Origin of the sequence: Allonocardiopsis opalescens (assembly GCF_003002095.1) — a bacterium.
Taxonomy (GTDB): Bacteria; Actinomycetota; Actinomycetes; order Streptosporangiales; family Streptosporangiaceae; genus Allonocardiopsis; species Allonocardiopsis opalescens.
The window spans coordinates 238,718-262,973 of sequence record NZ_PVZC01000009.1 but is presented as its reverse complement, the minus strand read 5'-3'; the positions used below and the strand labels follow the sequence as shown (position 1 = coordinate 262,973).

General features: G+C 74.6%; 27 protein-coding genes. 18 read left to right on the top strand and 9 right to left on the bottom strand.

Annotation, left to right across the window (positions count from 1 at the left end):
- Nucleotides 1-3: 3 nt before the first annotated feature.
- Nucleotides 4-663 (bottom strand): MerR family transcriptional regulator, encoded by a 660-nt coding sequence (locus tag CLV72_RS27040; protein ID WP_170141132.1) that lies wholly within the window; start codon nt 661-663, stop codon nt 4-6.
- A gap of 210 nt (nt 664-873) precedes the next feature.
- Here CLV72_RS27040 and CLV72_RS27035 point away from each other — a divergent pair, with 210 nt between their 5' ends.
- The 4 genes from CLV72_RS27035 to CLV72_RS27020 all read left to right on the top strand — a co-directional run bounded on the left by CLV72_RS27035 (nt 874) and on the right by CLV72_RS27020 (nt 4,271).
- Nucleotides 874-1,404, top strand: coding sequence for a DUF4188 domain-containing protein (locus tag CLV72_RS27035; protein ID WP_106251959.1), 531 nt, complete (start codon nt 874-876; stop codon nt 1,402-1,404).
- Nucleotides 1,401-2,189, top strand: a complete 789-nt coding sequence (locus CLV72_RS27030) for an SGNH/GDSL hydrolase family protein (RefSeq protein WP_106251956.1) — start codon at nt 1,401-1,403, stop codon at nt 2,187-2,189. Before CLV72_RS27035 ends, CLV72_RS27030 begins: the two co-directional genes overlap by 4 nt.
- Nucleotides 2,190-2,370: 181 nt before the next feature.
- Nucleotides 2,371-3,171 (top strand): nuclease-related domain-containing protein, encoded by an 801-nt coding sequence (locus CLV72_RS27025; protein ID WP_106251953.1) that lies wholly within the window; start codon nt 2,371-2,373, stop codon nt 3,169-3,171.
- Between the two features lie 332 nt (nt 3,172-3,503).
- Nucleotides 3,504-4,271, top strand: a complete 768-nt coding sequence (locus tag CLV72_RS27020) for a nuclease-related domain-containing protein (RefSeq protein ID WP_146159578.1) — start codon at nt 3,504-3,506, stop codon at nt 4,269-4,271.
- Nucleotides 4,272-4,582: 311 nt separating this feature from the next.
- On the opposite strand, the gene CLV72_RS27015 is transcribed toward CLV72_RS27020, so the two are convergent.
- A complete protein-coding gene (locus CLV72_RS27015) occupies nt 4,583-5,314 on the bottom strand; it encodes an IclR family transcriptional regulator (RefSeq protein WP_106251948.1) in 732 nt (243 codons plus the stop codon).
- 81 nt (nt 5,315-5,395) lie between these two features.
- Here CLV72_RS27015 and leuC point away from each other — a divergent pair, with 81 nt between their 5' ends.
- From leuC to CLV72_RS26995, 4 genes are all read left to right on the top strand, one after another.
- The gene (leuC, locus tag CLV72_RS27010) at nt 5,396-6,793 is read left to right on the top strand and encodes a 3-isopropylmalate dehydratase large subunit (protein WP_106251945.1); all 1,398 of its coding nucleotides are present in this window, start codon (nt 5,396-5,398) and stop codon (nt 6,791-6,793) included.
- Between the two features lie 19 nt (nt 6,794-6,812).
- Nucleotides 6,813-7,409 carry a 3-isopropylmalate dehydratase small subunit gene (gene leuD / locus CLV72_RS27005; RefSeq protein WP_106251943.1) on the top strand — a complete coding sequence of 199 codons (597 nt, stop codon included), beginning with the start codon at nt 6,813-6,815 and terminating at the stop codon, nt 7,407-7,409.
- Nucleotides 7,406-7,660, top strand: coding sequence for an SCO5555 family protein (locus CLV72_RS27000; RefSeq protein ID WP_245930469.1), 255 nt, complete (start codon nt 7,406-7,408; stop codon nt 7,658-7,660). Before leuD ends, CLV72_RS27000 begins: the two co-directional genes overlap by 4 nt.
- A 78-nt stretch (nt 7,661-7,738) precedes the next feature.
- Nucleotides 7,739-8,023, top strand: a complete 285-nt coding sequence (locus tag CLV72_RS26995; RefSeq protein ID WP_106251940.1) for an HU family DNA-binding protein — start codon at nt 7,739-7,741, stop codon at nt 8,021-8,023.
- Between the two features lie 269 nt (nt 8,024-8,292).
- On the opposite strand, the gene cofC is transcribed toward CLV72_RS26995, so the two are convergent.
- On the bottom strand, nt 8,293-8,997 hold the full coding sequence (gene cofC, locus CLV72_RS26990; protein ID WP_106251937.1) for a 2-phospho-L-lactate guanylyltransferase: 705 nt from the start codon (nt 8,995-8,997) through the stop codon (nt 8,293-8,295).
- Nucleotides 8,998-9,134: 137 nt separating this feature from the next.
- Here cofC and CLV72_RS26985 point away from each other — a divergent pair, with 137 nt between their 5' ends.
- The 4 genes from CLV72_RS26985 to CLV72_RS26970 all read left to right on the top strand — a co-directional run bounded on the left by CLV72_RS26985 (nt 9,135) and on the right by CLV72_RS26970 (nt 13,617).
- A complete protein-coding gene (locus CLV72_RS26985) occupies nt 9,135-10,061 on the top strand; it encodes a lysophospholipid acyltransferase family protein (RefSeq protein WP_106251935.1) in 927 nt (308 codons plus the stop codon).
- A 24-nt stretch (nt 10,062-10,085) separates the two neighbouring features.
- Nucleotides 10,086-11,102 (top strand): NAD(P)H-dependent glycerol-3-phosphate dehydrogenase, encoded by a 1,017-nt coding sequence (locus CLV72_RS26980; RefSeq protein WP_106251932.1) that lies wholly within the window; start codon nt 10,086-10,088, stop codon nt 11,100-11,102.
- Between the two features lie 85 nt (nt 11,103-11,187).
- A complete protein-coding gene (locus CLV72_RS26975; protein WP_106251930.1) occupies nt 11,188-12,408 on the top strand; it encodes a trans-sulfuration enzyme family protein in 1,221 nt (406 codons plus the stop codon).
- A gap of 96 nt (nt 12,409-12,504) precedes the next feature.
- Nucleotides 12,505-13,617, top strand: coding sequence for a D-alanine--D-alanine ligase family protein (locus CLV72_RS26970; RefSeq protein ID WP_106251927.1), 1,113 nt, complete (start codon nt 12,505-12,507; stop codon nt 13,615-13,617).
- Nucleotides 13,618-13,748: 131 nt separating this feature from the next.
- Here CLV72_RS26970 and CLV72_RS26965 read toward each other — a convergent pair whose 3' ends face one another.
- Nucleotides 13,749-14,471: an EI24 domain-containing protein gene (locus CLV72_RS26965; RefSeq protein ID WP_245930468.1), complete on the bottom strand. Its 723-nt coding sequence runs from the start codon at nt 14,469-14,471 to the stop codon at nt 13,749-13,751.
- 216 nt (nt 14,472-14,687) lie between these two features.
- Here CLV72_RS26965 and CLV72_RS26960 point away from each other — a divergent pair, with 216 nt between their 5' ends.
- Nucleotides 14,688-14,921 carry a type II toxin-antitoxin system Phd/YefM family antitoxin gene (locus tag CLV72_RS26960; RefSeq protein WP_106251921.1) on the top strand — a complete coding sequence of 78 codons (234 nt, stop codon included), beginning with the start codon at nt 14,688-14,690 and terminating at the stop codon, nt 14,919-14,921.
- The gene (locus CLV72_RS31895; RefSeq protein ID WP_146159577.1) at nt 14,918-15,316 is read left to right on the top strand and encodes a type II toxin-antitoxin system VapC family toxin; all 399 of its coding nucleotides are present in this window, start codon (nt 14,918-14,920) and stop codon (nt 15,314-15,316) included. The genes CLV72_RS26960 and CLV72_RS31895 overlap by 4 nt, the downstream gene beginning before the upstream one ends.
- Here the strand turns inward: CLV72_RS31895 and cydB are convergent.
- The 4 genes from cydB to CLV72_RS26940 all read right to left on the bottom strand — a co-directional run bounded on the left by cydB (nt 15,244) and on the right by CLV72_RS26940 (nt 18,684).
- A complete protein-coding gene (gene cydB / locus CLV72_RS26955; protein ID WP_106251919.1) occupies nt 15,244-16,263 on the bottom strand; it encodes a cytochrome d ubiquinol oxidase subunit II in 1,020 nt (339 codons plus the stop codon). The genes CLV72_RS31895 and cydB overlap by 73 nt on opposite strands.
- A gap of 32 nt (nt 16,264-16,295) precedes the next feature.
- On the bottom strand, nt 16,296-17,744 hold the full coding sequence (locus CLV72_RS26950; RefSeq protein ID WP_106251917.1) for a cytochrome ubiquinol oxidase subunit I: 1,449 nt from the start codon (nt 17,742-17,744) through the stop codon (nt 16,296-16,298).
- A gap of 167 nt (nt 17,745-17,911) precedes the next feature.
- On the bottom strand, nt 17,912-18,433 hold the full coding sequence (locus tag CLV72_RS26945; RefSeq protein ID WP_106251914.1) for a DUF3515 family protein: 522 nt from the start codon (nt 18,431-18,433) through the stop codon (nt 17,912-17,914).
- A 17-nt stretch (nt 18,434-18,450) separates the two neighbouring features.
- Nucleotides 18,451-18,684, bottom strand: coding sequence for an Lrp/AsnC family transcriptional regulator (locus tag CLV72_RS26940; RefSeq protein ID WP_106251910.1), 234 nt, complete (start codon nt 18,682-18,684; stop codon nt 18,451-18,453).
- A 122-nt stretch (nt 18,685-18,806) separates the two neighbouring features.
- Between CLV72_RS26940 and CLV72_RS26935 the strand changes: the two genes are divergently transcribed.
- Nucleotides 18,807-19,781 (top strand): thiamine-phosphate kinase, encoded by a 975-nt coding sequence (locus CLV72_RS26935; protein ID WP_106251907.1) that lies wholly within the window; start codon nt 18,807-18,809, stop codon nt 19,779-19,781.
- A 217-nt stretch (nt 19,782-19,998) separates the two neighbouring features.
- The gene (locus tag CLV72_RS26930) at nt 19,999-20,775 is read left to right on the top strand and encodes a cellulose binding domain-containing protein (RefSeq protein WP_146159576.1); all 777 of its coding nucleotides are present in this window, start codon (nt 19,999-20,001) and stop codon (nt 20,773-20,775) included.
- A 120-nt stretch (nt 20,776-20,895) separates the two neighbouring features.
- Here the strand turns inward: CLV72_RS26930 and rpmB are convergent, their stop codons facing one another.
- Nucleotides 20,896-21,093 (bottom strand): 50S ribosomal protein L28, encoded by a 198-nt coding sequence (rpmB, locus tag CLV72_RS26925; protein ID WP_106251901.1) that lies wholly within the window; start codon nt 21,091-21,093, stop codon nt 20,896-20,898.
- A 324-nt stretch (nt 21,094-21,417) separates the two neighbouring features.
- Between rpmB and recG the strand changes: the two genes are divergently transcribed.
- A complete protein-coding gene (recG, locus tag CLV72_RS26920; RefSeq protein ID WP_106251898.1) occupies nt 21,418-23,628 on the top strand; it encodes an ATP-dependent DNA helicase RecG in 2,211 nt (736 codons plus the stop codon).
- Nucleotides 23,625-24,206, top strand: coding sequence for a 16S rRNA (guanine(966)-N(2))-methyltransferase RsmD (rsmD, locus tag CLV72_RS26915; protein WP_106251896.1), 582 nt, complete (start codon nt 23,625-23,627; stop codon nt 24,204-24,206). The genes recG and rsmD overlap by 4 nt, the downstream gene beginning before the upstream one ends.
- The last annotated feature ends 50 nt before the right edge of the window (nt 24,207-24,256 follow it).

The window sequence follows — 24,256 nt, the reverse complement described above, 5'->3', positions numbered from 1 at the left end:
GAATCAGACGTGCGGGGCGTCGGGCGCCTGCCCGGCGGTGTCGAGCACCCGCCCGGACATGTCCTCCTGGGCCAGGCGGTGCAGCGCGGTCATCGCGTTCTCCATCAGCACGGTCATCGCGACCGCGTACTCGACGACCTCGGCGCGCGGGCGGTCGAAGTCGACCGTACCGAACTCGTGCCGCACGATGCGGGCGGCGCTGTCGGCGTAGGCGCGCAGCAGGCCGGGGTCGATGTGCCAGCCGAGCCGGTCGAGCGTGGCCAGGGTGCGGGTGAGCTTGAGGCGCGCCGGGGCGTGCTCGGTGACCTTCCAGCCGAACTCGGCCAGGAGTTCGTCGGTGGTGCGCTCGGCGCGGTCCCACTCGGGGTCGCCGACCGGCCGCTCGGGCCGCGGCTCCAGGGCGTAGGCGGCGGTGCCGAGCAGGTAGTGCAGGTTCACGCTGTCGTCGTCGACGGCATTGAGGATGGCGCGCACGCCGGCGAGGGGAAGGGCGCCGACGTCCACCAGCGCGCGGATCAGCCGCAGCCGCTGGAGGTGCTGCTCGCCGTACTCGGCCCGGGTGGGCGAGGTGGACGTGCCCTTCGGGAGCAGGCCCTCGCGGATGTAGTACTTGATCGTCGCGATGGACACGTCGGCCCGCTCACTGAGCTCGGAGATCAGCATCCGGCTCCTCCTCCTGTGGGCTCCTGTGGGTCCGTCCATCCTGGCCCCGATCGCGCCGGCGCGGCGCCCGACCTGCCGATGAGTCCCGATATTGACGGGTTCCTTGGATAGTACTACTCTCCAGTTTTGGGTAGTTCAGCTATCCAATGAGAGTTCGCGAGATTTCCCGTGGTGCGCGCAACCGGGTGCCACGGAGAGGGGACGGAAGGCATGACCGAGGTCGAGGAAGGCAGACGCACGGCGCTGCCCGCGCGCGGCGGCGCGCTCTTCCTGATCGGGATGCGGGTGAACCGCTGGTGGCGGCCCGGCCGCTGGCTGTGGATCCTGCCCGCGATGGGCGCGATGCAGCGCGAACTCGCCGCGGAGCGCGGACGCGGCCTGCTGCACAGCCGCACCCTGATGGGCCAGGGCGGCATCACCGTCGTGCAGTACTGGCGCGACGCCGACGCCGTCATCGACTACGCCCACGACCGGCTGCACCGCGCCGCCTGGCTGCGCTACTACCGCCGCGCCGCCCAGGGCGGCGCCGTCGGCATCTGGCACGAGACCTACCGGCTCGGCACGGCGCCGCACGAGGCCGTGTACGTCAACATGCCCGCCTTCGGGCTGGGCGCCGCCACCGGCACCGCCGCGGTCACCCCGGCCACCCGCCAGGCGGCCGACCGGCTGCGCGCGTCGGTCCCGGGCGCCGACGGGGGCGCGTCCGGGGCCCCGTCGACGTCGGCCAGGGCGGGCGGATGAGCGGCCGTCCGGCGCTGACCGCCGCCGCCCAGGCGCTGGTCTGGCTGAGCGTTCCGCTGCTGTACGCCCAGGGGCGCGGCGTGCGCGGCCGGGTGCCCCGGCTGCCCGAGGCGGCGGCCGAGCGCACCGGCGCGGCGGCGGGTCCGGCGGGCGCCGGGGCGGAGCCGCTGCGGCTGCTGGTGCTCGGCGAGTCCACGGCGGCCGGTGTCGGCGTCGACTCGCACCGCGACGGCCTGGCCGGCGGCCTCGCCGCCGAACTGGCGGCCCGCACCGGCCGCGCCGTCACCTGGTCGGTGCTGGCGCGCAGCGGCGCCACCGCCGCCGACAGCGTGCGGCTGCTGCTGCCGCCCGCGTCGGCGGGGGAGCGGCCCGACCTGGTGCTGCTCGCCCACGGCGTCAACGACCTGCTGCGCCTCACCCCGCTGCGCCGCTTCGAGCGGGCGCTCACCGAACTCGCGCGGGGCCTGCGCGCGGCGCACGGCCCGGTACCGCTCGTCTACACCCTCATGCCGCCGATGCGCCGCTTCCCGACCCTCCCCGAGCCGCTGCGCTCCGTCCTCGGCCTGCGCGCCGACGCGCTCGACCTCGCCATCGCCCGCGTCGCCGCCCGCCTCCCGGCCGCCCGCGCCGCCCCCACCCCGGCCGCCGGCCCGGACGCGACCGCCTTCTTCGCCGCCGACGGCTTCCACCCCGGCCCGACCGGCTACCACCACTGGGCCGCCGCCCTGGCGGGCCCGGCGACGGAACTGCTCGGGGCAGGGGCGGTCGCCGACTCAGGCCGCTGACCGGGTGCGGTTCGGTGCGGGGTCGCGCCGAGCGGCGGGCGCCGTTCCCTCTCCGCCCGGGAGCCACACCCGTCCAGCCGGATCCGGCCACTGTCGTCGATCGGCTGAAGATCGCGCAATCCGGCTATTACGGTCGCTGTGATACGACCGTGTCCCCTCGTACGCGAAGGTCCGCCACCCCATGACGACAGCAGACGGCCGCTCCGCCACCGCCCCCGGTCAGTCCCACCCCGCCACCTCACCCGCCGGACGCTCGGCGCTGGCCCGGGCGGGGGAGCTGGCGCGGCGCGAGCTGCCGAAGGCCGTCGCGCCGGCCCTGGCCGCCGGGCTGCCGACCGGACTCGTCGCGGGCGGGCTGGCCGCCTGGCAGCTCGGCTTGCTCGTCGGCGTGGCCGTGGCGGTGGCGGTCGGCATGCGCCGCTGGTACCGGGGCGAGGCGTCGCGCTGGCTGGTGGGCGGGCTCGCCGAGCGGCGCACCGGCCGGCGCCTGGACCCCTTGCGCCGCGAGGGCTGGACCGTGCTGCACGACCGGGGGCTGCCGAAGGGGAACGCCAATGTGGACCACCTGCTGATCGCCCCGGACGGGCAGGTGTTCAACGTGGACTCCAAGTACCGGCGCGGCGCCGTCCGCTTCGACGCGCGCCGCAATTTCCTGCGCATCGGCCGGGTCGGCGGCTTCACGCTGGTGAAGTCCACGGTCTGGGAGTCCGGGCAGATCGTGCAGGCCCTGACCGCGGAGCTGGGGCGCCCGGTCGAGGTGACATCGGTGCTCGCCGTGCACCGGGCCCGGTTGCCGTACTGGCACCGGATCCGGCTCAAGGAGGTCCATGTGCTGTCCGCGAAGCAGGTGCGCGGCTGGCTGCGCAAGCGCACCGGGGCCGCGTCGGCCGCGGCCGACGCGATCACCGCCGCCGCGGGCCGCCTCTTCCCCGACCACGCCGAGCGCCCGGCGGCGCTGCCCGAGACCGCGATCTCGGGCTGACTCCGACCGTCCGCACGAGCCGTGTCGAACCGGCCGTCCACAGATCGGGCGGCTGAGGCGAGTCGTCCACAGCCGGATCGCAGCGCACCGCGCGACGCGACCGGGCTGGAATGATCGTGAGTGGGGACCTCGGTCCCCTACCCCTGGGGGCCGGTGCCGGGGATGGGGGTGCGTGGCCTCACGGAAGCCGGCCTCGACACGGTACGGGGGAATTCCCGTTCTGGCCGGGATCGTGGGCCTGGACCGCTACCTTCGGGGTGGGTTCGGGGCGGCGTGGGGGTGTCCGTCGGGCCCGGTGGTGTCCGTCCTGTAGCTGTGAGGTGTGTCCGGCCATGACCACGACCGAGGAGAAGCCCGCGGGGGCCGCTGAGCCCGAGGAGCCCGAGGCCGGCCGGTCGGCCGCGGTTCGGGCGGCGGAACTGGCGCGGCGGGAGGGGCCGTGGATCCTCGGGCTGGGAGTGGCGGCGGGGCTGCTTGCCGGTGGTGTGAGCGGCTGGTTCTTCGGCTGGGAGGCCGGGGCGGTCGTCGGGCTCGGCATGGTGGTGGCGGTCGCGGTGGAGCGGTGGCGGCGCAGCGACGCGGTGCGGTGGTGGCTGGGCTCATGGGGCGAGCGGCGTACCGGGCGGCTGCTGGACCGGCTGGAGCGCGAGGGCTGGACGGTCCTGCACGACCGGGGTTTCGGGCGCGGCGCGGCGCACATCGACCACCTGCTGCTCTCCCCGGGCGGACGGGTGTTCAACGTGGACTCCAAGCTGCGGGGCGGCCCGGTCGGCTACGACGCCGAGAAGGACCGGCTGCGGATCGGCGACTCCACCGGCAACCAGCTGGTCGGCTCCGCCCTGTCCGACACCGAGCGGATCGCCCGGGTGCTGGAGGAGGACCTGGGGTGGAAGGTCCGGGTGACCACGGTGCTGGCCGTGCACCGGGCCCGGCTGCCGCGCGGCACCGAGATCACCGTCAAGGAGGCCGTGGTCCTGCCCGCCCGCGCCGTCTCCGGCTGGGTGCGCGCCCGCGGCGGCGAGCCGACCAAGCGGGGGGCCCGGGTGGCGGACCGCATCGGCGAACTGTTCCCCGCCCACGAGCCGCCCGTCCGCCGCTGACGGCGCTGCCCGGCGGCGGGCGGAAGGCCGCACGTACGTCGCCATGCGGAGCGGCGGACGGTGCGCCGCGCCTCGCGCCGGGGCGAGTCACCCTGTGCCGGGCCGACTCACCCGTGCCCGAGCGAGTTGCCTCGCACCGCGCTGATTCGCCTCGCGGCAGGCCGAGTCACACCGTGCCGGGTAGGCGCCCTGTGGCGGCCGAGCCGCCCCGAGCCGGGGTGGGCAAGCCTGTGCCGAGGTGAGTCGCCGGCGTCGAACCGAGTCACCGCGCGCCGAGGTGCCGAGCATGAGTCGCCCCGCCCCGCGCCCTCTCACCCCGCCCCCGTGTGGCGGAGCGCTTCGCTGATCTTCTCGCCCGCGGCGAGGACGGCCGGGCCGTGGCGGCGGCCGGGGGCGCGGGTGAGGCGCTCGATGGGGCCGGAGACCGAGATGGCGGCGATGACGCGGCCGCTGGCGCCGCGTACGGGGGCCGAGACCGAGGCCACGCCCTGCTCGCGCTCGGCGACGCTCTGGGCCCAGCCGCGCCGCCTGGCCTGGGCGAGGGTGTTGGCGGTGAACCTGGCGGTGCGCAGCACCCGCTGCATCCGCTCGCCGTCCTCCCAGGCCAGCAGGATCTGCGCGGCCGAGCCCGCCCCCATCGGCAGGGCACTGCCCACCGGCACGGTGTCGCGCAGGCCGTAGGCGCGCTCGGCGGCGGCGACGCACACCCGGGTGTCGCCCTGCCGCCGGTAGAGCTGGGCGCTCTCGCCGGTGTGCTCGCGCAGCTGCACCAGTACCGGCTGGGCGACGGTGAGCAGCCTGTCCTCGCCGGCCACGGTGGACAGCTCGGCCAGCCGGGGGCCGAGCACGAAGCGGCCGCGGCCGTCGCGGGAGACCACCCGGTGGTACTCCAGCGCGACCGCGAGCCGATGTGCGGTGGGCCTGGCTAGCCCGGTGGCCTGCACCAGCTGGGCCAGCGACGCGGGCCCGGCCTCCAGCGCGTTGAGCACCAACATCGCCTTGTCCAGTACGCCGACGCCGCTGGATCCGCTAGAGTTGTCCATAGCTTGATATTGACATCTCATTATTTGGGAAGCAAGTTCAGCACGGCCACGTGCGGAGCGGATGCGAGGAGGCGCCGGCGAATGGCACGCACACTGGCGGAGAAGGTCTGGGACGCGCACATCGTGCGCCGCGCCGAGGGCGAACCCGACCTGCTCTACATCGACCTGCACCTGGTGCACGAGGTGACCAGCCCGCAGGCCTTCGAGGGCCTGAGGCTGGCCGGCCGCCCGGTGCGCCGCCCCGACCTCACCATCGCCACCGAGGACCACAACGTCCCCACCCTCGACATCCTGCGGCCGATCGCCGACCCGGTCTCGCGCACCCAGGTGGAGACCCTGCGCAAGAACGCCTCCGACTTCGGCGTGCGGCTGCACCCGATGGGCGACGCCGAGCAGGGCATCGTGCACGTCATCGGCCCGCAGCTGGGCCTGACCCAGCCGGGCATGACCGTGGTCTGCGGCGACAGCCACACCAGCACCCACGGCGCCTTCGGCGCGCTGGCCTTCGGCATCGGCACCAGCCAGGTCGAGCACGTCCTGGCCACCCAGACCCTGCCGATGGACCGCTTCAAGACCATGGCCGTCACGGTGGAGGGCGCGCTGCGCCCCGGCGTCACCGCCAAGGACATCATCCTGGCCGTCATCGCCAAGATCGGCACCGCGGGCGGCCAGGGCCACGTCATCGAGTACCGGGGCGAGGCGATCCGCGCGCTGTCGATGGAGGCGCGGATGACCATCTGCAACATGTCCATCGAGGCGGGCGCCCGGGCCGGCATGATCGCGCCCGACGACACCACCTTCGCCTACCTGGAAGGGCGCCCGCACGCCCCGAAGGGCGCCGACTGGGACGCCGCCGTCGCCTACTGGCGCACCCTGCGCACCGACGACGGCGCCGCCTTCGACCGCGAGGTGGTGCTGGACGCCGCCGAGCTGAGCCCGTTCGTCACCTGGGGCACCAACCCGGGGCAGGGCGCCCCGCTGGACGCGGCCGTCCCCGACCCCGAGGCGATGGCCGACCCCACCGAGCGGGCCGCGGCCGCCAAGGCGCTGGCCTACATGGACCTCGCGCCCGGCACCCCGCTCCGCGAGATCAGCGTCGACACGGTCTTCGTCGGCTCATGCACCAACGGCCGGATCGAGGACCTGCGCGCCGCCGCCGAGGTCATCCGCGGCCGCGCCGTCGCCGACTCGGTGCGGATGCTGGTGGTGCCCGGCTCGATGCGGGTCAAGGAGCAGGCGCAGGCCGAGGGGCTGGACGTGGTCTTCCGCGCCGCGGGCGCGGAGTGGCGCGAGGCGGGCTGCTCGATGTGCCTGGGCATGAACCCCGACCAGCTGGCGCCGGGCGAGCGCAGCGCCTCCACCTCCAACCGCAACTTCGAGGGACGGCAGGGCAAGGGCGGCCGCACCCACCTGGTGTCGCCGCTGGTGGCGGCCGCCACCGCCGTCAAGGGCACCCTCGCCTCCCCCGCCGACCTGTGAGCCAAGGAGCCTGACCCCGATGGAGAAGTTCACCGTGCACACCGGCACCGCCGTGCCGCTGCGCGCCAGCAATGTCGACACCGACCAGATCATCCCGGCCGTGTACCTCAAGCGGGTGTCGCGCACCGGCTTCGAGGACGGCCTGTTCGCCGCCTGGCGGGCCGAGCCCGACTTCGTGCTGAACCGGCCCGAGCACGCCGGCGCCAGCGTGCTGGTCGCCGGACCCGACTTCGGCACCGGCTCCTCGCGCGAGCACGCCGTGTGGGCGCTGCAGAACTACGGCTTCCGCGCCGTGCTGTCCTCGCGCTTCGGCGACATCTTCCGCGGAAACTCCCTCAAGGGCGGCCTGCTCACCGTGGTGCTGCCGCAGGAGACGATCGAGCGGCTGTGGGCGCTGGTCGAGGCCGACCCCGCCACGCCGGTCACCGTCGACCTGGAGCGGCGCCGGGTGCGGGCGGGGGAGGGCGACGCCGTCGACGTCCCCTTCGAACTCGACGACTACACTCGCTGGCGGCTGCTGGAGGGGCTCGACGACATCGGGCTGACCCTCCGGCACACCGACGCCATCGCCGAGTTCGAGCGACACCGGAGTCCATGGCTGCCGACGACCGTGTGACCGGCCCACCGGCCGGAGTGGGCGGGCCCGACCGGCCCGCCGACCCCGCCTTCTACGACGACCTGGCCCGGCGGCTGCGCGACGCGCACCGCCGGGCCGCGGCGCTTGGGGCCGATGTCCGGATTCCGGTGATACGCAGGCTCCTGGGCGTCACCGAGATGGTCAAACGCGATCCGGCCCGCGCCTCCGCCCGGCTCGACGAGCTGCTCGCCGGGCTCCCTCCCGACGCCCCTGACGGGCCGACACGCTGAATTTTTCGGGCGTGGTGTTTGTGCGGGAGCCCATCCGTCCCCTAATTTCGAGCGAGCAAGGGGGAACCGGAGGAATCCATGAACAAGCGTGATCTGATCGATGCAATCTCGGGCCGGCTGGGGGACAAGAAGACGGCGACCGAGGCCGTAAACGCCATCCTGGATACCATCCAGGAGACGGTCGCCAAGGGCGATAAGGTGGCAATCACCGGATTTGGGGTTTTCGAGAAGTCGGAGCGTGCGGCACGCACAGCCCGCAACCCCGCCACCGGCGCCGCGATCAACGTGCCCGCCAGCTTCGTGCCCAAGTTCCGGGCCGGTGCCGACTTCAAGGCTCTGGTAAACGGCGAAAAGAAAAAGTAAATAGAGAAGATGCCGCACCGCGGCATCGTTCGGCTCCGCCACGCCAGGCCCCATCGGTGGACGGCGCCGTCAAACGCTGGAGGAAACGGCGTCCGGGCGACGGGCGCCGTTTTCGGTTCCCTAGAGAAATGCTCTCTAGCTAAGTCGGCGGCCGAATATAACGCCATGGATGCATATGATGCGGACGAATGGTGATCGCCGCAGCTGGCAGCGTCGGCCCGCTTCCGGTTCGTGACGGTGAGTGACGAAGCCGTGCGGCGCCCGGCGCCTCAGGGGCATGGGGTGGCCGCCGCGGCGGCCACGCCGAGCGCCCCGGCCACCTCGCGGGTGCGCGGGCCGACCCCGAGGGCGACCGCCTCGCGCAGGTCCTCGGCGGTGTCCACGTCCCTGCGCACGCTCTCGACGCCCGTGATCCGCAGCTCGCGCGCCCCCGCCCCGCGGTGCCGCTCGGCCGAGGCGCCGCCGAAGGCCGGCTCGAAGGCGGCGAGCGGCCCGGCCGCGTACAGGGCGGTGCCGGTGCCCGGGGTGTCGGCCACGAAGGCCGTGCCCGCCCCGGCGGCGTCCAGCGCCCGCGCCAGCTCGGCCGGGCGCAGCGCGGGCAGGTCGGCCTGGAGCGCGGCCACCCCCAGCGCCGGGCGCTCCGACCGGGCGCGCGCCGCGCCCCGCCGGTAGGCCGCGTTCAACCCGCCGCCCGGCTCGTCCCCGGTGACCGCGGCGCCCAGCGCGGCCAGCCGCGCCGCGGCCACGGGATCGTCGGTCACCGCGTAGACCGCCGCGACGCGGTCGCAGGCCAGGGCGGCGGCGACCGTGTCGCAGGCGAAGGCCAGTGCCAGCGGCTCGCGGTGCGCGCCGGCGAAGTCCGCCAGCCGCGACTTCGCCTCCGCCAGCCGCTTCACCGCCACCACCACCGACCAGCGGGGCGCCGCGAGCGCGTGGGGTCCGGGGGGCGCGGACGGCCCCGTGCGGGTGCTCATGCCTCAGGTATACCTAGGCGGCCGCGCGCACCGCGTGATGAGCGCCCCGACGGATGCGGCGCGCCCCTCCGTACCCTCTATCGTGGGGGATCGTCCCGGAGCGTCGGCCGGGCGGTCGAGACGAGGGAGCGGGCAGCATGGAGGGCACGGAGAGCACGCCGCAGCCGGCCAAGCGCCGGGGCTACTCGGCGTTCTGGCGGTTCGTCATCGTGGTCATCCTCAGGCCGCTGCTGTTCGGGCTGCTGAAGCGCGACTGGCGCGGCCAGGAGCACATCCCGCGCACCGGCGCGGTGATCTTCGCGGTGAACCACCTGTCCAACGCCGACCCGCTGGCGGTCGGCCACTTCGTCTACGAGGCGGGGCGCTGGCCGTTCTTCCTGGCCAAGTCGGGTGTGTTCCGGATCCCGGTGGTCGGCCCGATCATCCGCTCCGCCGGGCAGATCCCGGTGTACCGCGACCGGGCCGAGGCGGGGCTGGCGCTGCGCGACGCCGAGAAGGCGCTGCGCGACAACGACGCCGCCATCGTGGTCTACCCCGAGGGCACCTGCACCCGCGACCCCGAGCTGTGGCCGATGGCCGCCAAGACCGGCATCGCCCGGCTGGCGCTGCGCACCGGCGTGCCGGTGGTCCCGATCGCCAACTGGGGGCCCCAGGAGCTGCTGCCCTACGGCTCCGTCCGGCCGCGCCTGTTCCCGCGCAAGACCATGCGCGTCACCGCCGGGCCGCCCGTCGACCTGTCCGCCTACCGCGACATGCCGCTGAGCGCCGCCACCCTGCGCGCGGCCACCGCCGACGTGATGCGGGCCGTCACCGAGCTCCAGGCCGGGATCCGCGGCGAGACCCCGCCCGCCGTCCCCTACGACCCGCGCCGGGCGCGCGCCGCCGGGGCCGCCGGGACGGCGGCGGTCGAGACGCCCCCGGAGCCGCCCGCCGCACCGCCCGCCGGCACCGCCCCGGCGGCCACGAACTCCGACGGCCCCGCGCCGTCGGCCGAACCCGCCGCCGAGCGCGCCGAGGAGACCGATGACCGCCCGCACGACCCCGCCCATGACGCTCGCGGCTGACCGCCCCGCCCCGGCGGCCCGCCGGTGAGCGCGCGGTACCGCGCCGCGGTCCTGGGCGGCGGCTCCTGGGGCACCACCTTCTCCATGGTGCTCAGCGACGCCGGCACCGAGGTCAGCCTGTGGGCCAGGCGCCCGGAGCTGGTCCGGGCCGTCAACGAGCGGCACACCAACCCCGACTACCTGCCCGGCGTCGAGCTGCCCGCGGGGGTGCGCGCCACCACGGACGCGGCCGAGGCGCTGCGCGGCGCCGACTTCGTGGTGCTCGCGGTGCCCTCGCAGACCCTGCGCGCCAACCTGCTCGACTGGGTGCCGCACATCCCGGCCGGGACCACCGTGGTCAGCCTGATGAAGGGCATCGAGCTGGGCACCGCCAAGCGGATGAGCGAGGTGGTCACCGACGTGCTCGGCGTCGGCCCCGAGCGGGTCGCCACCCTCACCGGACCCAATCTGGCCTGGGAGATCGCGCAGCGCCAGCCCGCCGTCGCCGTCGCCGCCTGCGCCGACCAGCCGACGGCCGAGCGCCTGCAGCAGGCGTGCATGACCCCCTACTTCCGCACCTACACCAATACCGACCTGATCGGCTGCGAGCTGGGCGGCGCGGTCAAGAACGTCATCGCGCTGGCCGTCGGCGTCGCCTCCGGCATGGGCTTCGGCGACAACGCCAAGGCCGCGCTGATCACCCGGGGGCTGGCCGAGACGGTCCGGCTCGCGGTGGCGCTGGGCGCCGACGAGCACACCATGGCCGGGGTGGCGGGCATGGGCGACCTGGTCGCCACCTGCAACTCGCCGCTGTCGCGCAACCGCACCTTCGGCGAGCAGCTGGGCCGGGGCCACACTCTGGACGAGGTGATCTCCACCACCCGGCAGACCGCCGAGGGCGTCAAGTCCTCGGAGTCGATCCTCCAGCTCGCCACCGCGCACGGCGTGGAGATGCCGATCACCGAGGCCGTCGTCGGGCTGCTGCACAAGGGCCTGAGCCCGGCCGACGCCATGCAGGCGCTGATGACCCGCTCGGCAAAGCCGGAGCGGTACGGCGTGTGAGGCGCGGACGGCCCGACCGGCGCCGCCCGCCGCACCGGCGACGCCGCAGGTCGGATATGTGCCGCGGCGTGTAGTCTTCCCGACGATGTCTCGATTCCCTGGTGAGAACACCCGCGCCGCCCACCCGCCCGCGCCTCCGGCCGCCGGTGCGCGGCCCCTCGGCCTGCCGGTGCACCGCAGCACCACCTACGCCTTCGAGAGCTCGCAGCAGTTCGCCGACGTGCTCGACGGCGCCGCCGAGGGCTACTCCTACAGCCGGATCGACAACCCCACCGCCGACGCCTTCGCGCAGGCGGTCGCCGCCGCCGAGGGCGCCGGGCTGGACCGGCCCGTCACCGGCCAGCCCTTCGCCTCCGGCATGGCCGCGATCACCGCCGTGCTGCTGGCCACCACCGGCGCGGGCGACCACGTCCTCGCGCCCGCCGCCGTGTACGGCAACACCCGCTCGCTGCTCACCGGGCTGCTGGCCCGCTTCGGCCTGCGCTCGGACTTCGTCGACATCACCGACCACGACGCGGTGCGCGCCGCGATCCGCCCGAACACCCGGGTGCTGTTCACCGAGACGCTGGCCAACCCCACCATGACCGTGTCCGACCTCCCGGCGCTGGCCCGGATCGCCCACGACGCCGGCGCCCTGCTCGTGGTCGACTCCACCTTCGCCTCGCCGGTGGTGTGCCGGCCGCTCGAACACGGCGCCGACCTGGTGCTGCACTCCGCCACCAAGTACATCGGCGGCCACAGCGACGCCACCGGCGGCGTGGTGGTGGGCCCGCCCGAGCTGATGCGCGACGTGCGCTCGGTCCGCGTCGACACCGGCAGCGGCCTCGCCCCCGACGACGCCTTCCTGCTCCGCCGGGGCATGGAGACCCTGCCGCTGCGGGTGCGCCGCCAGTGCGCCAACGCGAGCGTCTTCGCGGCCGCGCTGCACCGCCACCCGATGGTGCTGCGCATCGACTACCCCGGACTGGTCGACCACCCCGGCCACGACACCGCGCGCCGGCTCTTCGACAGCGGCCCTGAGGGCACCCGCTTCGGCGCCTGCGTCACCATCACCCCGCACGGCGGCCGCGAGGCCGGTATGCGCTTCGCCGACGGCCTGCGGCTGGCGCAGGTCGCGGCCTCGCTCGGCGGCACCCACACCCTCGCCGGGCACATCGCCTCCACCACCCACCGCCAGTTCGACGACGCCGCGCTGGCGGCGGCCGGGATCGACCCGGGGGCGGTCCGGTTCTCCATCGGCATCGAGGATCCCGAGGACCTCATCGCCGACGCCACGGCCGCTCTGGACCGCTTGCGGCCCTCGTAGCCGCTGGTGTCTAATGTCCGACTTCACCGGGAAAACATCACCTTCGGCGGCGCGCGCTGCACGGCCGGCGGGGACCTGGAGGGATAGGTTTTCACCATGGCCGAGCAGCAGAGGATCCGGGTCGCCGTCGTCTTCGGCGGGCGCAGCTCCGAGCACGCCATCTCCTGCGTGACGGCGGGCAGCGTCCTCGCCGCCATCGACACCGAGCGCTACGAGGTGGTGCCGGTCGGCATCGCCACCGACGGGCGCTGGGTGCTGGCCACCGCCGACCCCGCCGAACTGGCCATCGCCGACGGCCGGCTGCCCGAGGTCGACGGCTCCGGCCCCGCGCTGGCGCTGCCGCTGGACGCCAGGCCCGGCGGGCTGCTGGTGCACACCCCCGGCGCCATCCCCAGCGCCCTGGGCGAGGTCGACGTGGTGCTGCCGCTGCTGCACGGCCCCTACGGCGAGGACGGCACCATCCAGGGCCTGCTCGAACTCGCCGACGTCCGCTATGTCGGCTCGGGCGTCTTCGCCAGCGCCGCCGCCATGGACAAGGCGCACATGAAGACCGTCCTGGCCGGAAACGGCCTGGAGTGCGGCCCGTACACGGTGGTGTCCGACCGCGCCTGGCGCACCGAGCCCAAGCGGGTCCGCGACGACATCGCGGCGCTGGGCTTCCCGGTCTTCGTCAAGCCCTCGCGGGCCGGGTCCAGTATCGGCATCTCCAAGGTCGACGGCCCCGACGAGCTCGACGCCGCCATCGAGGCGGCCCGCGCCCACGACCTCAAGGTGATCGTCGAGGCGGCGGTGAGCGGCCGCGAGATCGAGTGCGGCGTGCTGGAGGGGCGCGACGGCGGGGCCGCGGAGGCGTCGCTGCCGGCCGGCATCGAGATCTCCGGCGACCACGCCTTCTACGACTTCGAGTCCAAGTACCTGGGCGAGGGCAGCTCGCTGACCATCCCGGCCGAACTCCCCGCCGGGGTCACCGAGCGGGTCAGGCAGCTGGCCGTGCGCGCCTTCGACGCCCTGGGCTGCGAGGGCCTGGCACGGGTCGACTTCTTCTACACCGACGACGGCCGGGTGCTGATCAACGAGGTCAACACCATGCCGGGCTTCACCCCGTCGTCGGCCTTCCCGCAGATGTGGGCGGCCACCGGCGTCGACTACCCCGCCCTGGTCGACCGCCTGCTCCAGACCGCGCTGCGCCGCCCGCTCGGGCTGCGCTGACGCGCCCCGCGCCTCCGGCGCGGCTCGGGCCCTCTCAGACCCGGGGTCCGGGGTGCCCGCACCCGGGCACCCGTGTCCGGGAGCCCGCTCCGTCGCCGGTCCGGACACCGGCGCGCGAGTGGCGGGCCGGCCTAAGGAAGCGGCTCGGCCTTGCGCGGCCGCCCGTCGGGCTCGCCCAGCACCTGGCGGGCCAGCACGGTGGCGCCCGCGGTGGCCGCGGGGAAGACGACGATGGACAGCAGCGGAATCGCCAGCAGCAGGTAGGCGGGCACCGCGAAGCCCAGGGTGCGCAGCCGGTGCCGTCCCAGGTGGGCGCGGCGCTGCTTGATCCGCATCAGTCCGCGCCGGTCGAAGGCGGAGCCCACCAGCTCGATCGCGATCAGCCAGCCGCCGATGAGCGCCGCCACCACCGGCACCACCGTCTGGCCCACCAGCGGGATGAACCCGCAGAAGAACAGCACGATCGTGACCAGCAGCGAGACGGCGATCATGCCGAGCGCCTGCCGGACCACCCGCCACACCATCGCCGGCAGCGGCTCCTCGGCCTCGGGCGGAGCGTCGCCCAGCCGCCGCTCCACGTCCTGCGCGATCAGGTCGTAGAAGGGCGAGCCGATGGCCAGGGTGATCGTGCTGAAGGCCACCACCATCAGCATCACCGACGCCGCCACCACCGCGACCCCCAGCGCCACCCGCAGCGCGGCCCGCCAGGTCTCGTCCCACCCCTCGGCGAAGGGCGACATCCAGGCGACCAGCGTGTCGATGTTCAGCAGCAGCGCCACCAGCGACGCGATGAACAGCACGGTGGTGATGAGCGCCGGGATCGCCCCGAGCAGGAACAGCTTCGGACTCCGCACGATCAGCCCGAACCCCCGGACGAACGTACCGACACCGCCGAGTACTTCCCGAATCGCATGACCCACGGGGGCGACGATATCGGCAATCGGCGGCGGCGCGGACCTCGGTGCGCCGCACCGTGCAGCGCAGCGCGATGAAATGAAAGACAGTGCGGTGCCATGCGGGGCTAGCCTGGATGCGACAGGAGCGGCCGAGCGGCGCACCAGGAGAGTGGCATGACGACACCGCACTACGACGCGGCCCACGCCCGGCTCGACGAGATCCTGGACAGAGTCCGGTCCGGTGAAGAGGTCGTGATCGACGAGGCCGGCCGACCTGTCGCCAAGGTCGTCCCGCTGCGCCGCTCCGAACCGCGCCGCCTCGGCCTGCTCCGCGACCGGATCACCATCGCCGACGACTTCGACGAGGCCGATCCCGAGATCGAGCGCCGCTTCGGGCTGGCCCCATGAGGCTGCTGCTGGACACCCACGTCCTCCTGTGCGCGCTGATGGGCGGCGATCAACTCAAGGACGACGTCGTGGAGCGCATCCGGTACGCGCCGCAGGTCCTCGTCAGCGCCGTCTCCATCTGGGAGATCGAGATCAAGCGGTCGACGGGCAAGCTGTCGGTCCCGGACGGCTACCTCGACGCGGTCCACCAGAGCGGCTTCCTACCGCTGCCGGTGAGCTGGGAGCACGCACGCGAGTCGGGCACGCTCCCGTTCCACCTTCACCCGCGACCCGGCGGTGCGGCGCTACGACGTCGCCATCGTGGACGCGTGAGCGCACCCCGTCAGTACCGCGTAAGCGCCTCGCTGGGGGCGGTGACGTCGGTGCGGATGAGGCGGCGGCGGAAGACCCAGTAGGTCCAGCCCTGGTAGGCGAGGACGATCGGGGTGAAGGCGAGGGCGACCCAGCTCAGCAGGGTGAGGGTGTAGGGGGCCGAGGCGGCGTTGGCGATGGTGAGGCTGAAGGCCGGGTCGGTGCTGGAGGGGAGGACGGCGGGGAAGAGCGCGCCGAAGACGGTGGCGGTGGTGAGGGCGATGGCGGCGGCGGTGGCGGTGAAGGCCCAGCCTTCGCGGCCGACCGCGATGGCGCCGGTGCCGAGGGTGGCGAGTCCGGCGGCGCACAGTGCCGCGGCCAGCGGCCAGCCCTGGCCGTAGGCGGTCCACACCGCGAAGGCGGCGGTGGCGGGGACCGCTACGGCGGCGGTGGCCAGGGCGGTGGCGCGGGCGCGGGCGCGGATGGCGCCGTCGGTCTTGAGGCTGATGAAGACGGCGCCGTGCAGGGTGAACAGGGCGAGGGTGGCGAGCCCGCCGAGCAGGCTGTGCGGGTGCAGCAGTTCGGCGAGGCCCAGCGAGACGACTCCGTCGGCGTCCATCGGCACGCCGCGCACCACCGTGGCGAAGATGAGCCCCCACATCACCGCGGGCACCGCGCTGCCCGCCGTGATGGCCAGGTCCCAGCGGGCGCGCCAGCGCGCGTCGTCGCGCTTGCCGCGGTACTCCAGGGCCGCGCCGCGCAGGATCAGCGCGACGATCACCGCGAGCAGCGGCAGGACGAAGCCGCTGAGCAGCGAGGCGTACCAGGGCGGGAAGGCGGCGAAGGTGGCGCCGACGGCGAGGATCAGCCACACCTCGTTGCCGTCCCAGACCGGGCCGATCGCGGTGAGCATGACCCTGCGGTCGTCGGGGTGGCGGCCGAGGACCGGCAGCAGCACGCCGACCCCGAAGTCGAAGCCCTCCAGCACGAAGTAGCCGGTCCACATCACGGCGATGAGGGCGAACCAGATCAGCGGCAGGTCGAGTTCCATGGTGCTTCCCGTCAAAGGGTGGGCGGCGCGGTCTACAGGGTGTACTGGGGTTCGGCGTCGATCGGGGCGGCGGTCCCGGTCGTGCGCTCGCCGTCGGGGGCGCCGGAGGGGCGGGTGCCCTCCCGCGCCGGGTCCGGCGGCGGGCCGGCGGCGATGTAGCGGGCCAGCAGGCGGGCCTCGACGACGAAGAGCACCCCGTACAGCACGGTGAAGGTGAGCAGGGTGATCGCGACGGTGGCGGTGCTGACGCCGGGGGAGACGCTGGCGGCGGTCTGTAGCACGCCGAAGACCGTCCACGGCTGGCGGCCCATCTCGGTCATGATCCAGCCGAAGATGTTGGCCAGGAACGGCAGCGGCAGCGCGAGCAGCGCGGCCCGGTAGAACCACGGGCCCGCGGGCAGCCCGCCCCGGCGCGTCAGCCACAGCCCGAGTACGGCGAGGGCGGCCACCGACATCCCGAAGGCCATCATGAAGCGGAACGACCAGAAGATCACCGGCACGTTCGGCCGGTACTCGCCCGGCCCGAACTCCTGCTCGTAGGCGGCCTGGAGGTCGTTGAGTCCCTGCACCTCGGCGTTCGGGTCGTTGGTGGCCAGGAAGCTGAGGGCGTAGGGGATCTGGACGCTGACCACGTTGCGCTCGTTCTCCGGGTCGGGCACGGCGAACACGGAGAAGCCCGCGCCGCTCTCGGTCTCCCACAGCGCCTCGGCGGCGGCCAGCTTCATCGGCGCGAGTTCGTGCATCAGCTGCGCCTGGGTGTGGCCCGACACCGCCGAGACGGCCCCGGCGAGCGCGGTGACGGCGAGCGCCGCGCGCAGCCCGGTGCGGAACAGGCGGGTGTCGGGGCCGGTGCGGTTCTTGAGCAGGTGGTAGCCGCAAACCGCGATGACGAAGCCGCCGGCGGCGAGGAAGGAGCCGGCCAGGACGTGGGGGACGGTGGCCAGCGCGGTGGGGTTGGTGAGGACGGCCCAGATGTCGGTGAGCTGGGCGCGGCCGGTCTCGGGGTCGATGCGGTAGCCGACCGGGTGACGCATCCAGGCGTTGGCGGCGAGGATGAAGTAGGCCGACAGGTTGCTGCCGATCGCGGCCAGCCAGATGGCGGCCAGGTGCGCCCGCCTGGGCAGCCGGTCCCAGCCGAAGATCCACAGTCCGATGAAGGTGGACTCCAGGAAGAAGGCGACCAGCGCCTCCAGGGCCAGCGGGGCGCCGAACACGTCGCCGACGAAGCGCGAGTACTCGCTCCAGTTCATCCCGAACTGGAACTCCTGCACGATGCCGGTGACGACCCCCATCGCGAAGTTGATCAGGAAGAGCTTGCCGAAGAAGCGGGTGAGCCGCAGGTAGACCGGGTCGCCGGTCCGGTGCCAGGCGGTCTGGAAGCCCGCCACGATCACCGAGAGTCCGATCGTCAGCGGCACGAAGACGAAGTGGTAGACCGTGGTGATCCCGAACTGCCACCGTGCGAGATCCAGCGCGTCCATCCCGGTCAGCCCCCGTTCCTGCCGCCGCCGTCCTCAAGACGACGGCACGTCGTACTACGAATTGTAGTTCTAAGGCTCGTAGTACTACAAGACGTAGTAGAAAAGCGGACGCCGGATCGCCGCGGAATCCGGGTGATCTCCGACGGGGCCGCGGCGGCCCGCCCGCGCTACAGCGCTCCGGGCTCCAGCGGCGGCAGGTTCGCGGTGATCGCGTCGGAGAGCGGCACCAGCACGGCCTGCGGCTCGTCCTCGCTGGGCGGCACGATCGCCTCCACGTACGCGCCGAAGCCGACCGCGGTGAACTGGGTGGGCGCGCCGGCCGGCTGCGGCAGCCACGACACCTCGTTCATCACCCACAGCTCCGACTCCGGCCGCAGGTCGGGCGGGCGCGGCACACCGCAGCGCACCGCGACGGCCGGGGCCCCCGGCGACTGCGAGTAGGCGGCCACCAGCTCCGACTCAGGGCTGACCGGGACCCGCGGCCGCTCGTCCAGCGCCTCGGGCAGCGCCGCCACCAGCTGCGCGCACAGCGCCGCCGCGGCGGCGTCGGGTGTGGGCGCCGGCACGCTCACCGCGCCGCTCCCGGCGCAGCCGGACAGCAGCACCGCGGCGCAGCCGGCCGCCAGCGCGGCCCTGGGTGAGGCGGCGGCGCGGCCCGGCACCGGACGGACGGGGGCCGACGGCCGCATGCGCCACCTCGGAGGCTTCAGAGTCTGACCACGGGACAGGTGAGGGTGCGGGTGATGCCGTCGATGGCCTGGATCCTGGCCACGACGAGGCGGCCGAGGTCGTCGACATTGGGCGCCTCCGCCCGCACGATGACATCGTAGGGCCCGGTCACGTCGTCGGCCTGCAGGACCCCCTCGAGGGCCGCCACCTGCCCGGCCACCTCGGCCGCCTTGCCGACCTCGGTCTGAATCAGGATGTACGCCTGGACCATAACCAGCTCCTCGGACGAGGCTGCGGTCGGACGGAGCCGCCGGGACGCGGGCCGCAGCCATCGAAGGCCACACCGTCCCGCCCCCGCCGGAGAAACGTGCACTGGATCGTATCCTGCCGTCCGTGCCCACCACGATCGGCAGTCTCAGCGAGTTCGAGCTCATCGCCAGGATCACCTCCCGGCTGGCGCCCACCCACGACGTCCTGATCGGCCCCGGCGACGACGCCGCGCTGCTGCGCGCGCCCGACTCGCGGGTCGTCGCCACCACCGACCTGCTGGTGGAGGGCCGGCACTTCCGCCGCGACTGGTCGCGGCCGCGCGATGTCGGCCACAAGGCGGCCGCGCAGAACCTCGCCGACGTGGCCGCGATGGGCGCCCGCCCCACCGGGCTGCTGTTCGGCTTCGCCGCCCCGCCCGAGCTGCCGGTCAGCTGGGCCGAGGAGCTGGCCGAGGGCCTGGCCGCCGAGTGCGCCGCGGCGGGCGCGGCCGTGGTCGGCGGCGACGTGGTGCGCGCGAGCGAGCTGACGCTGGCCATCACCGCCCTCGGCGACCTGGCCGGCGCCGCCCCCGTGCGGCGCGGCGGCGCCCGCCCCGGCGACCTGGTCGCGGTGGCCGGACGGCTCGGCTGGTCGGCGGCGGGCCTGGCCCTGCTGGCCGATCCGCCCGCCGACCCTGCGGACCCCGCCGCCGCGGCCGTGGTCGCCGAGCACCGCAGGCCGAGTCCGCCCTACCCGGCCGGGCCCGAGGCGGCCCGGCTGCGCGCCACCGCGATGATCGACGTCAGCGACGGCCTCGTGCAGGACCTCGGCCACATCGCCGCGGCCGGCGGAGTGCGCGTCGAACTGGACTCCGCCGCGCTGCGGCCCGATCCTGAACTGGCCGCGGCGTGCGCGCTGCTGGACGGCGCCGATCCGCTCGCGTTCATGCTCAACGGCGGCGAGGACCACGCGCTGGCCGCGAGCTTCCGGCCGGGCACCCCGCTGCCCCGCCACTGGCGCACCGTCGGCCGGATCGGGATCGGATCCGGGGTGCTGCTGGACGGATCACCGGTGAACCCGTCCGGATGGGACCATTTCGGCCGTGGCGCGCCGGGCTGAAAGTCAACGATCGGGGAGGGAGCGGTCAAGAGCGGGCAAAGCGGTCACCCGGAGTAGTCGATCTTATCTTTCCTGTGGTATCGGCGTTCCGGGCTCGGTACCGGCCGCAGGATTGTCATAAGCTCTCCCGCGACGCCGCACCGCGTGCCCGACACGCCGCTGCCCCGCGCGGGCGGGGCCGCGCGAAGGACGCACCGCGACCGAGAGGATGAACCGCATGGGCCGGCACGGCAGAGCCGAACCCCTGCCCGGCGCCGACGAGGATGCCGAGCCGCCGTCCGTGAGCGTCCCGGCGGAGCGCGCCAAGGCGCGCACCGCCCGCGATCGGTCCCGGCGGCCGCGGCTGGCCGGTGCGCTGCTCAGCTCGGGCCTCGTCTTCGGCCTGCTGCTCCTGGCCTACAGCACCAGCCACATCTACCTGCGCTTCACCAACGCGCCGCTCGACGGCGACAGCTCCTACGCGATGCCCGGAGCGGTCACCGGCCCCGAGAGCAGCCCGGGCCTCAGCGGCCTGGACCAGGGCGCCAGCGCGGTCGCCACCCCCTCGGCCCCGGCCTCGGCCGAGCCCTCCGGCGAGCCCTCGCCCTCCGCCGAGCCCGAGCAGGACTCCGGCGGCGCGCCCGAGGGGCAGGACACCGAGGAGCCCGACGACACCCCGCGGCCCGACCCCCGGTCCACCTCGGCCGGCGAGGCCCAGGCCCGGCCCGTCGTGTCCTACTCCGTGGTCGACGACTGGTGGTACGGCTTCCAGGGGCAGCTCGTCATCACCAACCAGGGCGACCGCGCCCTCGACGGCTGGAACGTCACGGTCCGGCTCGACGACGCCTACGTCAACGACCTGTGGGGCGCCGACGAATGGGACCGCGAGCGCGACGGCTTCCGCGCCGGCGCCGGCGGGCGGCTCGACCCGGGCGAGACCGCCGTGATCGGCTTCAACGCCTCCGGCGACGGACCGGAGCTGCGCGGCTGCACCATCAACGGCGCCGGCTGCTAGCCGCCGAGCGAGCCGGGCCGTACCGCCTCCGGTCGGCCCCGGACATGCCGAAGGGCCGGACGACCAGGCCGTCCGGCCCCGCGAAGCGGCACCGGCGCCCGCGCGGGGCGCCTGCGGGCCTCAGATCTTGCTGATGCGGCTCACCTTGTCGGACTTGATGCACGAGGTGCACACGTTCAGCCGCTTGGGGGTGCCGTTGATGGAGGTGCGCACCGTCTGGATGTTGGGGTTCCAGCGGCGGGGGGTGCGGCGGTGGGAGTGCGAGACGCTGTTGCCGAACCCCGGCCTCTTGCCGCAGACGTCGCATACGGAAGCCACGGTTAACTCCATTCGCAAGGCTCGGGGTGGCGCGCCGGACACGGCGGGCACCCGAGGGGGACTGGATCGATTGCGGGCCGTCGGCGCCCGAAAAGCCGAGGCTATCGGAGCGGACCCGGGTAGGCGAACGCGGTGAGACGCGCGCCAGTGCCGACGACGCACTCCAGGATAGCCCAGTTCCGGCGCGCCCCGGCCCGCCCCTCGGCGCACTGTCGGCCGGGACGGGCAAGATAGGGAGGCGGGCACCGTGTGCGCCCGCCCGGCGGCGGCCGGCCCGATCCGCCGGACCCCGCTCCAGCTCTTCCCGCACCCACCTGGAATGCCGTGGACCGACGACGCGAACCGCTGAGCAAGACCCTGGGCGACCGGACCGCCGCCACCCTGGCCCGCACCCTCGACCTGCACACCCTCGGCGACCTGCTCCGCCACTACCCGCGCCGCTACGCCAGGCGGGGCGAGCTGACCGACCTCGCCTCGCTGGCCGTCGGCGACCACGTCACGGTCCTCGCCGAGGTCGAGAGCGCGATCAGCCGCCCGATGAAGCAGCGCAGGGGCCGGCTGCTCACCGTCACCGTCACCGACGGCCGGGGCAGGCTCTCCCTCACCTTCTTCGGCCGCACCGCCCACTACGAGCGCGAGCTGGTGCCCGGCCGCCAGGCGCTGTTCGCCGGGAAGGTCTCCCGCTACGGCGGCACCCGCCAGCTCACCCACCCCGAGTACGAGCTGCTGGACGAGTCGGTCGACGCCTCGGTGGCCGAGGAGTACGCCGCCCGGCCCATCCCCGTCTACCCGTCCACCGCCTCGCTGCCGTCGTGGCGGATCGCCAAGAGCGTCGGCGTCGCCCTCGACGGCCTCGGCGAGCTGGACGACCCCCTGCCCGCCGCACTGCGCGCCCGGCAGCGGCTGGTCGGGCTGGCAGAGGCCTATGAGGGCGTCCACCGCCCGCACGACGACGCCCAGCTGGCCAGGGCCCGCCGCCGGCTCAAGTGGGACGAGGCCTTCGGCGTGCAGGTGGCGCTGGCCCAGCGCCGGCTGGCCGCGCAGGCGCTGCCCGCCCGGCCGCGCCCGCCGCGGCCCGACGGCCTGCTCGCCGCCTTCGACGCCGCGCTGCCCTTCACCCTCACCGAGGGCCAGCGCGAGGTGGGCGCCGCCATCGCCGCCGACCTGGGCGGCGAGCACCCCATGCACCGCCTGCTCCAGGGCGACGTGGGCGCCGGCAAGACCCTCGTGGCGCTGCGCGCCATGCTCCAGGTCGTCGACGCGGGCGGGCAGGCCGCGCTGCTGGCCCCCACCGAGGTGCTGGCCCAGCAGCACCACCGCTCCATCACCGCGCTGCTCGGCCCGCTCGCCGAGGGCGGCATGCTCGGCGGCGCCGAGCAGGCCACCCGCGTCACCCTGCTCACCGGCTCGCAGGGCGCCAAGACCCGGCGCGCCGCCCTGCTGGAGGCCGCCTCGGGGGACGCCGGGATCGTCGTCGGCACCCACGCCCTGCTGCAGGAGAACGTCCAGTTCGCCGACCTCGGCCTCGTCGTGGTGGACGAGCAGCACCGCTTCGGCGTCGAGCAGCGCGACGCGCTGCGCGAGAAGGCCGGCACCGACCGGCGCCCGCACGTGCTGGTGATGACCGCCACCCCGATCCCGCGCACCGTCGCGATGACCGTCTTCGGCGACCTGGACGTCATCGCGCTCACCCAGCTGCCGGCCGGGCGCTCCCCGGTCGCCACCCACGTCGTCCCTGCCGCCGACAAGCCGCACTTCCTGCGCCGCGCCTACGAGCGCCTCGCCGAGGAGGTCGGCAAGGGCCGCCAGGTGTACGTGGTCTGCCCGCGCATCGGCGGCGACGAGCCCGACGCACCGGACGAGGCGGGCACCGGCGACGGCGCCGCCGACACCGACGACGCCGAGGCGGGGCCGCCGCGCCGCCCGCCGCTGGCCGTGCTCGATGTGGCCCCGATGCTGGCCGAGGGGCCGCTGCGCGGCCTGCGGGTGGCCCCGCTGCACGGCAGGATGCCCCCCGACGAGAAGGAGTCGGTGATGCGCCGCTTCGCCGAGGGCGAGCTCGACGTGCTGGTCGCCACCACCGTCGTGGAGGTGGGCGTGGACGTGCCCAACGCCTCCACCATGATGATCATGGACGCCGACCGCTTCGGCGTCTCCCAGCTGCACCAGCTGCGCGGCCGCGTCGGCCGGGGCAGCGTGCCGGGGCTGTGCCTGCTGGTCACCGAGGCGGCCGAGCCCTCCAAGGCCCGTGACCGGCTCGCCGCCGTGGCCGCCACCACCGACGGCTTCGAGCTGTCCCGCGTCGACCTGGAGCAGCGCCGGGAGGGCGACGTGCTGGGCGCCGCGCAGTCCGGGCGCAGGTCCTCGCTGCGGATGCTCACCCTGCTGCGCGACGAGGAGCTGATCGGCGACGCCCGCGAGGCGGCGGCCGAACTCGTCGCCGCCGACCCCGCGCTGGAGCGGCATCCCGCCCTGGCCGACGCCGTCGACGAACTGCTCGGCGACGACCGCGCCGAGTACCTGGAGAAGGCGTGACCCGCATCATCGCCGGCAGCGCGGGCGGGCGGCGGCTGGTGGTGCCGCCCGGCCGCACCACCCGGCCCACCGGCGACCGCGCCAGGGAGGCGCTGTTCGCGGCCGTGGTCTCCCGGCTCGGCGGCCTCGACGGCGCCCGCGTGCTCGACCTCTACGCCGGCTCCGGCGCGATCGGCCTGGAGGCGCTCTCGCGGGGCGCCGCCCACGCCCTGCTGGTGGAGTCCGACCGGCGCGCCGCCGAGGTGATCAGGCGCAATATCGCCGAACTGCGGCTGGACGGCGCGCGGCTGCTCGCCGACCGGGTCGAGCGGGTGCTGGCCCGGCCGCCGGGGGAGCCCTTCGACCTGGTGGTCGCCGACCCGCCCTACGCCGTCGGCGCCGCAGAGGTGGACGCCGTGCTGCGCGCGCTGCGCGACGGCGGCTGGCTGGCGGCCGGCGCCGTCGTCGTGGTCGAGCGCTCCGCCCGTGAGCCCGACCTGGCCTGGCCCGAGGGCTACCGGCCCGACCGGGGCCGCCGATACGGCGAGGCGGCACTCTGGTACGGTCGCGCCGCGGGCGCCACCCCGGCCGCGGACTAGTCGGCGACGGTCCGCGACCCGGTCCGGCCCCGGCCCGAGTCCCCGCGCGA

Bases quoted from the DNA above. Each gene is read 5' to 3' on its own strand.
- CLV72_RS27040 (WP_170141132.1), bottom strand. From the start codon at position 663: ATGCTGATCTCCGAGCTCAGTGAGCGGGCCGACGTGTCCATCGCGACG.
- CLV72_RS27035 (WP_106251959.1), top strand. From the start codon at position 874: ATGACCGAGGTCGAGGAAGGCAGACGCACGGCGCTGCCCGCGCGCGGC.
- CLV72_RS27030 (WP_106251956.1), top strand. From the start codon at position 1,401: ATGAGCGGCCGTCCGGCGCTGACCGCCGCCGCCCAGGCGCTGGTCTGG.
- CLV72_RS27025 (WP_106251953.1), top strand. From the start codon at position 2,371: ATGACGACAGCAGACGGCCGCTCCGCCACCGCCCCCGGTCAGTCCCAC.
- CLV72_RS27020 (WP_146159578.1), top strand. From the start codon at position 3,504: ATGACCACGACCGAGGAGAAGCCCGCGGGGGCCGCTGAGCCCGAGGAG.
- CLV72_RS27015 (WP_106251948.1), bottom strand. From the start codon at position 5,314: ATGGACAACTCTAGCGGATCCAGCGGCGTCGGCGTACTGGACAAGGCG.
- leuC (WP_106251945.1), top strand. From the start codon at position 5,396: ATGGCACGCACACTGGCGGAGAAGGTCTGGGACGCGCACATCGTGCGC.
- leuD (WP_106251943.1), top strand. From the start codon at position 6,813: ATGGAGAAGTTCACCGTGCACACCGGCACCGCCGTGCCGCTGCGCGCC.
- CLV72_RS26995 (WP_106251940.1), top strand. From the start codon at position 7,739: ATGAACAAGCGTGATCTGATCGATGCAATCTCGGGCCGGCTGGGGGAC.
- cofC (WP_106251937.1), bottom strand. From the start codon at position 8,997: ATGAGCACCCGCACGGGGCCGTCCGCGCCCCCCGGACCCCACGCGCTC.
- CLV72_RS26985 (WP_106251935.1), top strand. From the start codon at position 9,135: ATGGAGGGCACGGAGAGCACGCCGCAGCCGGCCAAGCGCCGGGGCTAC.
- CLV72_RS26975 (WP_106251930.1), top strand. From the start codon at position 11,188: ATGTCTCGATTCCCTGGTGAGAACACCCGCGCCGCCCACCCGCCCGCG.
- CLV72_RS26970 (WP_106251927.1), top strand. From the start codon at position 12,505: ATGGCCGAGCAGCAGAGGATCCGGGTCGCCGTCGTCTTCGGCGGGCGC.
- CLV72_RS26960 (WP_106251921.1), top strand. From the start codon at position 14,688: ATGACGACACCGCACTACGACGCGGCCCACGCCCGGCTCGACGAGATC.
- CLV72_RS31895 (WP_146159577.1), top strand. From the start codon at position 14,918: ATGAGGCTGCTGCTGGACACCCACGTCCTCCTGTGCGCGCTGATGGGC.
- cydB (WP_106251919.1), bottom strand. From the start codon at position 16,263: ATGGAACTCGACCTGCCGCTGATCTGGTTCGCCCTCATCGCCGTGATG.
- CLV72_RS26950 (WP_106251917.1), bottom strand. From the start codon at position 17,744: ATGGACGCGCTGGATCTCGCACGGTGGCAGTTCGGGATCACCACGGTC.
- CLV72_RS26945 (WP_106251914.1), bottom strand. From the start codon at position 18,433: ATGCGGCCGTCGGCCCCCGTCCGTCCGGTGCCGGGCCGCGCCGCCGCC.
- CLV72_RS26940 (WP_106251910.1), bottom strand. From the start codon at position 18,684: ATGGTCCAGGCGTACATCCTGATTCAGACCGAGGTCGGCAAGGCGGCC.
- CLV72_RS26930 (WP_146159576.1), top strand. From the start codon at position 19,999: ATGGGCCGGCACGGCAGAGCCGAACCCCTGCCCGGCGCCGACGAGGAT.